We start from the raw sequence: 5,662 nt of genomic DNA, 5'->3' as shown, positions 1-5,662 counted from the left end.
TACATGAAACAGTAACTCGGAATCATCAATGCAAAGCAATGTGGCAACTATTAAAACGGGTTCGAAACTTTATGGATAACATTTCATCGTTTCCCAGCGGTGGTCATGGAGTACAAAAAGTGAAGCATAATTAGGATCAGCTATTTAGGATGAGCAGTTTAGTAAACAGTTTATTGATATCGAGTATTAACGCCTGATTAAGCTGCGCATACTTTTCGCTTGCTACGGCGTTTGATTGATTGTCCATCTGCTTGCAATGTTGGCTGATGTTTCGCCAGCGTAGCAGTATTTGTTCTACACGCTCAGATAGTTGCTGTAGGGAGTCTCGCTCTAGTTGTATTTTATCAACGACAAAAAGCGATGCCTCAATTTGGGAGTTCATACTTTGATGTAAGGTGTCCTTATTGCTGTCCCAAAACTGGCGAATCTCCTGAGGAGTGAATTCTTGGTAAAGAAAGGGCTGCTCGTTATGGATGTGCAGAAACTGATTAAATTTTTGAGCATGGAGGTTATAAGTTCGGTCAAGATCGGTCTGAAGATTGAGGATTTCGTTCCATGCTGGAGCCGAACAATGGGCACTAAGTACCTTAAAAGGTAAAGTGATCAGCAGTGCTGCCGTTATAGTAATATTAATACAGTGCCATTTCATCGTGGTTGTGGTGGTGGTTATAACTCGATAAGTATAGGAAAAGATTAGGCGGATATGAAAAAACTCATCATGGTTGTCTTGTTGTTAGTGGGTATCGCCTGTGCTGGCGGTGGTTACTACATTTTCTATTACAAACCGCAACAAGATGCTCTAGCGCTAGAGGCGGCTGAAGACGAAAAGCAACCTGTTACGCCACTGCCTATTGTCGAAGAAGAGGAAGAGATTCGACCCGCGGCCCCAGTGACAGATTATTACGTTAGCCCACCTAGACTGGGTGTACGTGAAGCCCCAGATGTCGACGCGTTTATTGAGAGTGCTGTGTACCGTGGCGACAAGTTGCACGTACTAGAAAAGAAAGATGGCTGGGGGCGGATTTCTCCCTACTATGTTTATGAAGAAGGGGGGCCTGAAGTCGCAGAGTGGGTGCCGATGGACGCATTGCTTGAGGTCGCGCCAACCATTTCAAAGCAAGAGAGGATGGAAACCATCAGCCAGTACATCGAGCAATCTGATGACTTTAAGCAACACTTTGAGATGTTTATAAAAACAACCGACCAACTGCTAAAAGAGGGGACTTGTACTCCTGAAGACTTTGAAGAGACCAAAGGATGGATTCGTTCCGTGACATTCAATCAACAACAAGCTTACTTTGTTTACTGCGGTGGTTTAAAGCAAGCCAACAAAATCTATCTTGATGTGTTAAGCGGTAAGATATTCTACCGATAGTGGTTTGACTCAGATATGGAATATTAGCTTTTAGAACATTTTAGTTGTTTGTCATATGGGTTAGATCTACTATCTCGCTGTTAGATATAATCAGGCTGGTCAATGCTTCGTCGATTCATTTCATACATTTGGCTTTTTACTCTTGCGATGGTTGTGCCTTCGCAGGCGTTTGCGTATCTGCTGCAAGCCGAAAATGAAGCCTCCGCTCGATTAAGCTACCGAATTAATACTCTTCTACCTGCGTCTAAAAGCGATGCTCAGGCCCTGTTTGACGAAGTAAGAGAAGATTCTCAGCCTAAACCGATCACACAATCGGAATTTGCTCAAGATTGGTTAGCGATCGTAAGTACCAATCGCTGGCTACATTCTACTCGTTTTGTTGATGACGCTGATTCTTCGTCGAATTTAGAACTACCGACTTTTGAACCTGCGATCGTTGCCCTTTTCCGTTTATACAAGGCAACCTGTCTATCTTCGACTAATGCCCTTGCTACTCGTTATACCTCGCCAAGTCGAATTGCTGGCTGGAAAGAGTCCAACGCACTTTATGTCGCTTTAAACGCCCAATACCCGGTATTTCTTTAACTTACTTTTTCGGAAGCGATTACGCCTTCTTACGTTAGTAATTTAGGTTCAGGCACGCCTGAGCCGAACAAAGTTAAGAAATACAATGAAAAAAAATCCTGCTAAACAGGCGAGTTCTGCTCGTCTCATGAACCATTATTCAGCTTGGAAATACGTGGTACTGATTGCCACGATTATCATGCTGACATTGAGTGCTATCCCAACATGGTATGGTGAAAAACCGTCGATTCAGGTGACAACGTCACAAGGGCGGGCAAATACTATTTTAAATAACGTCACTGAACTGAATCATTATCTTGATCAGCGTGATATCCAAGCAAGTAAAATTGAACAGATGGGTAACAAAACCACCTTGGTGTTCGATAACGAAACTGAACAGACACTGGCAAGAAAAGAGCTAGATAAATTGCTCAGCAAACAGGATAGTATTAGTTTCTCTTACGTCTCTGTGGCACCTAAGTGGCTGAGCGACATGGGCTTTAGTCCGATTAAGCTCGGGCTAGATCTACGCGGTGGTGTTCAATTCCTCCTTAATGTAGATATTGATAAAGCGTTCGAAGACCAACGCAATAGTTTGGTCGATGAAGTGAGAGATTTTCTCCGTCAAGAGCGTTTGCGTAGTGTGCAGATCGCTTCGGTTGGATCAGAAGCATTTGATATTAAATCAGACTCTGAACAGGCGTTAGGATCGATTCAGAGCTTCCTCAAGCAGAACTACCCAACTTGGGACGTAAAACGACATTCAGATTTCATTGCGGTTAAACCGACGGTTGAAAGCAAAAGTGAGTTCCAGTCCGTCACATTAAAGCAAAACTTAAAGATCATGCGTGACCGTATTGAAGAGCTTGGTATTACAGAAGCGTTGGTACAGCGTCAGGGTGAGCACAGTATTCGTATTGAGTTACCGGGTGTCCAAGATCCATCGTTGGCGAAAAATGTCATTGGTGCGACCGCAACGCTAGCCTTTCATGAAGCCCGCACGCCTTCGGAAGGTAAGGCGTATGGTGACATTGCACTTAAAGATAACGATGGCCGTGATGTCACTTTAGCAAAACGACCTGTGTTGACTGGTGAACACATCATTAATGCTCGTGCTGGCGTCGACAAAATGGGCTTCTCTGAAGTTAACATTTCACTCGATCATGCGGGTGGCAAGATGATGAGTGACTTCTCCGCTGGTCATATTGGTAAACCAATGGCGACCGTGTACCGCGAATACACCACCAATTCGAAAGGTGAAACAGAACGCAGCGAACGTGTTATTAGTGTCGCGACTATTCAGTCTCAGCTTGGCAGCCAGTTCCGCATCACTGGAGCAGGCTCAATGGAAGACGCACAAAACCTAGCCTTGTTGCTTCGCGCGGGCTCTTTGACTGCGCCAGTGACGATCGTTGAGGAGCGCACAATTGGTGCTTCATTAGGTGCTGAAAACATTCAGAATGGTTTTGCCGCTTTAGCGCTAGGTCTTGCGATGACGCTGACTTTCATGGCGCTCTGGTATCGCCGACTAGGTTGGGTCGCTAATGTGGCGCTATTGGTCAACATGGTTAGCCTACTTGGTCTTATCGCACTCCTACCAGGAGCAGTACTGACACTGCCGGGTATCGCGGGTTTGGTACTGACTGTCGGTATGGCGGTCGATACCAACGTGCTCATTTTTGAACGCATCAAAGACAAGCTTGCAGAAGGGCGCACGTTTGCGCAGTCCATTGATCTTGGCTTTGGTAGCGCGTTGAGCACCATTCTTGATGCCAACATTACCACCATGATTACCGCAGTTGTACTTTACTCGCTTGGTAATGGCCCAATTCAAGGTTTCGCTCTGACTCTTGGTCTCGGTTTGCTGACCAGTATGTTTAGTGGTGTGTTTGCATCACGTGCAATTATCAACTTAGTTTGGGGACGCGATGCGCGTCGTGATGTGAGGGTTTAATCATGGTTGAGTTTTTTAAACAGCGTATTCGCCGTATTCGTTACATCACAAGCTTTGTTTCTTTAGCGCTGATGGTCGTTTCTTTGGTCGCATTGGCGATGAATGGCCTGAACATGGGCTTAGACTTTACCGGTGGTATGGTGACTGAGGTCAAGGTTGATAACAATGTGACCCACTCGCAGTTGGTAGAGGTATTGCAACCAGCCCTTGGTGAGTTTACCAACGTTACGCACTCAGACCAGGATGGAAGATGGGTGATTCGTTACCCAATTCCTCAAAGCGACGCACAGGTAGCAGACCTAAGTCAGACCCTAGCACCGATTTCGCATCAGGTTGACGTGATCAGCAACAGCATGGTGGGTTCACAAGTTGGGCAAGATTTGGTTGATCAAGGTGGCTTAGCGCTGATGATTTCGATGCTGAGCATCTTGGGTTACCTCTGCTTTCGTTTTGAATGGCGTCTGGCAAGTGGTTCACTGCTGGCCTTAATTCACGATGTCGTACTGGTATTGGGATTCTTTGCTGCAACGCAGATGGAATTTAACTTGACCGTATTTGCGGCAATTCTGGCAATTTTGGGTTACTCACTCAACGATTCAATCATTATTGCTGACCGTATCCGTGAGTTGCTCATTGCAAAACAGTCTCTATCAACGGAAGAAATCAATGACCAAGCTGTGATAGCGACCTTCTCACGTACTATGGTGACTTCAGGAACCACCTTGCTCACGGTCTCGGCACTGTGGATTATGGGAGGCAACGCATTACAAGGGTTTGCTGGGGCGATGTTCATTGGTATTTTGTCTGGCACTTGGTCATCGATATCGATCGGTACTGTTTTGCCAGAGTGGTTGAAGCTCGAACCTAAGCACTATCTACCAGTAGAAATAGATACGGCGCCATAGACGATAGGGATGACAGAGCCCCGCGATAGTGCTATCGCGGGGCTTTTGCTTTAATTGGTGTTGGCGGCGAGGAAGCGTGTGAAACTATCCCATGATTTCTTGTCGGCATCTTCGCGATAGCGTGGACTATCGAAAACCGTGAAAGCATGCGGCGCTCCACTATACGTAATCATCTCATGTTGGACTTTGGCAGTTTCAAGTTGCTCAGCCAGCTCAGCAAACTGTGACATAGGAATGGCACTGTCTGCCGTGCCATGGAGAATCATTATAGGTGCAGTGGTGTTCTGATAAGATTGACCTTCAGGAGTACCTAGCCCTCCGTGGAAGGTGACAAAGCCTTTGGCTTTCATACCTGCTCGTGCAGACTCCAGAACTGCTGCACCACCAAAGCAATAGCCCATCACAACGGTGTTGTCACTGTTTCCTCCAAGCTGGGCGGCAAAATCCAAACTGCCCTGCATTAGCGCACGAAGTTTTTCTCTGTCTTTGTAGAGTTCTCCTGTGTGCTGTCTTCTGTCTTCAATCTCTGTTGGTCGTATCCCTTTACCGAATAGATCGGCGGCAAATACGTTGTAGCCTAATTGATTGAGCATATCGGCTCGTTTCATTTCGTAGTCTGTTAAACCGTCCCAGTCATGGATAAGCAATACTAGTGGTGCATTGTCACTGACTTTGCTCCAGTAGCCCTCGTAATCACTACCGTTTACATTGTAAATTTTGTTTTCAGCCCTAAACCACCTACTTCAGTAGGTGGTTATCATCCGTTTCGGCTTTGCCTGTAAAACTACTCATGCTAAATGCGTCTTTGATTTTTCCAGAAGTCAAAGAGGACAAATAACATGAGTAGATACAATCAAGCTTCCC

General features: G+C 45.8%; 5 protein-coding genes and 2 pseudogenes. 5 read left to right on the top strand and 2 right to left on the bottom strand.

Going from position 1 to position 5,662, the window contains the following annotated elements; genetic code table 11:
- Positions 1 to 134 (top strand): annotated as a pseudogene (locus QTN95_RS19565) (IS630 family transposase); the annotation flags it as partial.
- Between the two features lie 2 nt (positions 135 to 136).
- On the opposite strand, the gene QTN95_RS19560 reads toward QTN95_RS19565, so the two are convergent.
- The gene (locus QTN95_RS19560; RefSeq protein WP_331418672.1) at positions 137 to 649 is read right to left on the bottom strand and encodes a hypothetical protein; all 513 of its coding nucleotides are present in this window, start codon (positions 647 to 649) and stop codon (positions 137 to 139) included.
- Positions 650 to 703: 54 nt separating this feature from the next.
- Here QTN95_RS19560 and QTN95_RS19555 point away from each other — a divergent pair, with 54 nt between their 5' ends.
- From QTN95_RS19555 to secF, 4 genes are all read left to right on the top strand, one after another.
- Positions 704 to 1,375, top strand: a complete 672-nt coding sequence (locus tag QTN95_RS19555) for a hypothetical protein (RefSeq protein WP_331418671.1) — start codon at positions 704 to 706, stop codon at positions 1,373 to 1,375.
- Positions 1,376 to 1,477: 102 nt separating this feature from the next.
- Positions 1,478 to 1,960, top strand: coding sequence for a hypothetical protein (locus QTN95_RS19550; protein WP_138972021.1), 483 nt, complete (start codon positions 1,478 to 1,480; stop codon positions 1,958 to 1,960).
- 85 nt (positions 1,961 to 2,045) lie between these two features.
- Entirely contained in the window at positions 2,046 to 3,893 is a 1,848-nt protein-coding gene (secD, locus tag QTN95_RS19545; RefSeq protein ID WP_331418670.1) for a protein translocase subunit SecD, read from the top strand.
- Positions 3,894 to 3,895: 2 nt separating this feature from the next.
- Positions 3,896 to 4,798 carry a protein translocase subunit SecF gene (gene secF / locus QTN95_RS19540; RefSeq protein ID WP_331418669.1) on the top strand — a complete coding sequence of 301 codons (903 nt, stop codon included), beginning with the start codon at positions 3,896 to 3,898 and terminating at the stop codon, positions 4,796 to 4,798.
- 50 nt (positions 4,799 to 4,848) lie between these two features.
- Here the strand turns inward: secF and QTN95_RS19535 are convergent.
- Positions 4,849 to 5,523: pseudogene (locus tag QTN95_RS19535) on the bottom strand (dienelactone hydrolase family protein); the annotation flags it as partial.
- Positions 5,524 to 5,662: the final 139 nt, after the last annotated feature.

This window comes from Vibrio sp. M260112, from assembly GCF_036533775.1.
Taxonomy (GTDB): domain Bacteria; phylum Pseudomonadota; class Gammaproteobacteria; order Enterobacterales; family Vibrionaceae; genus Vibrio.
The sequence above is the reverse complement of the archived record's forward strand: the minus strand, read 5'-3'. Positions and strand labels throughout refer to the sequence as shown.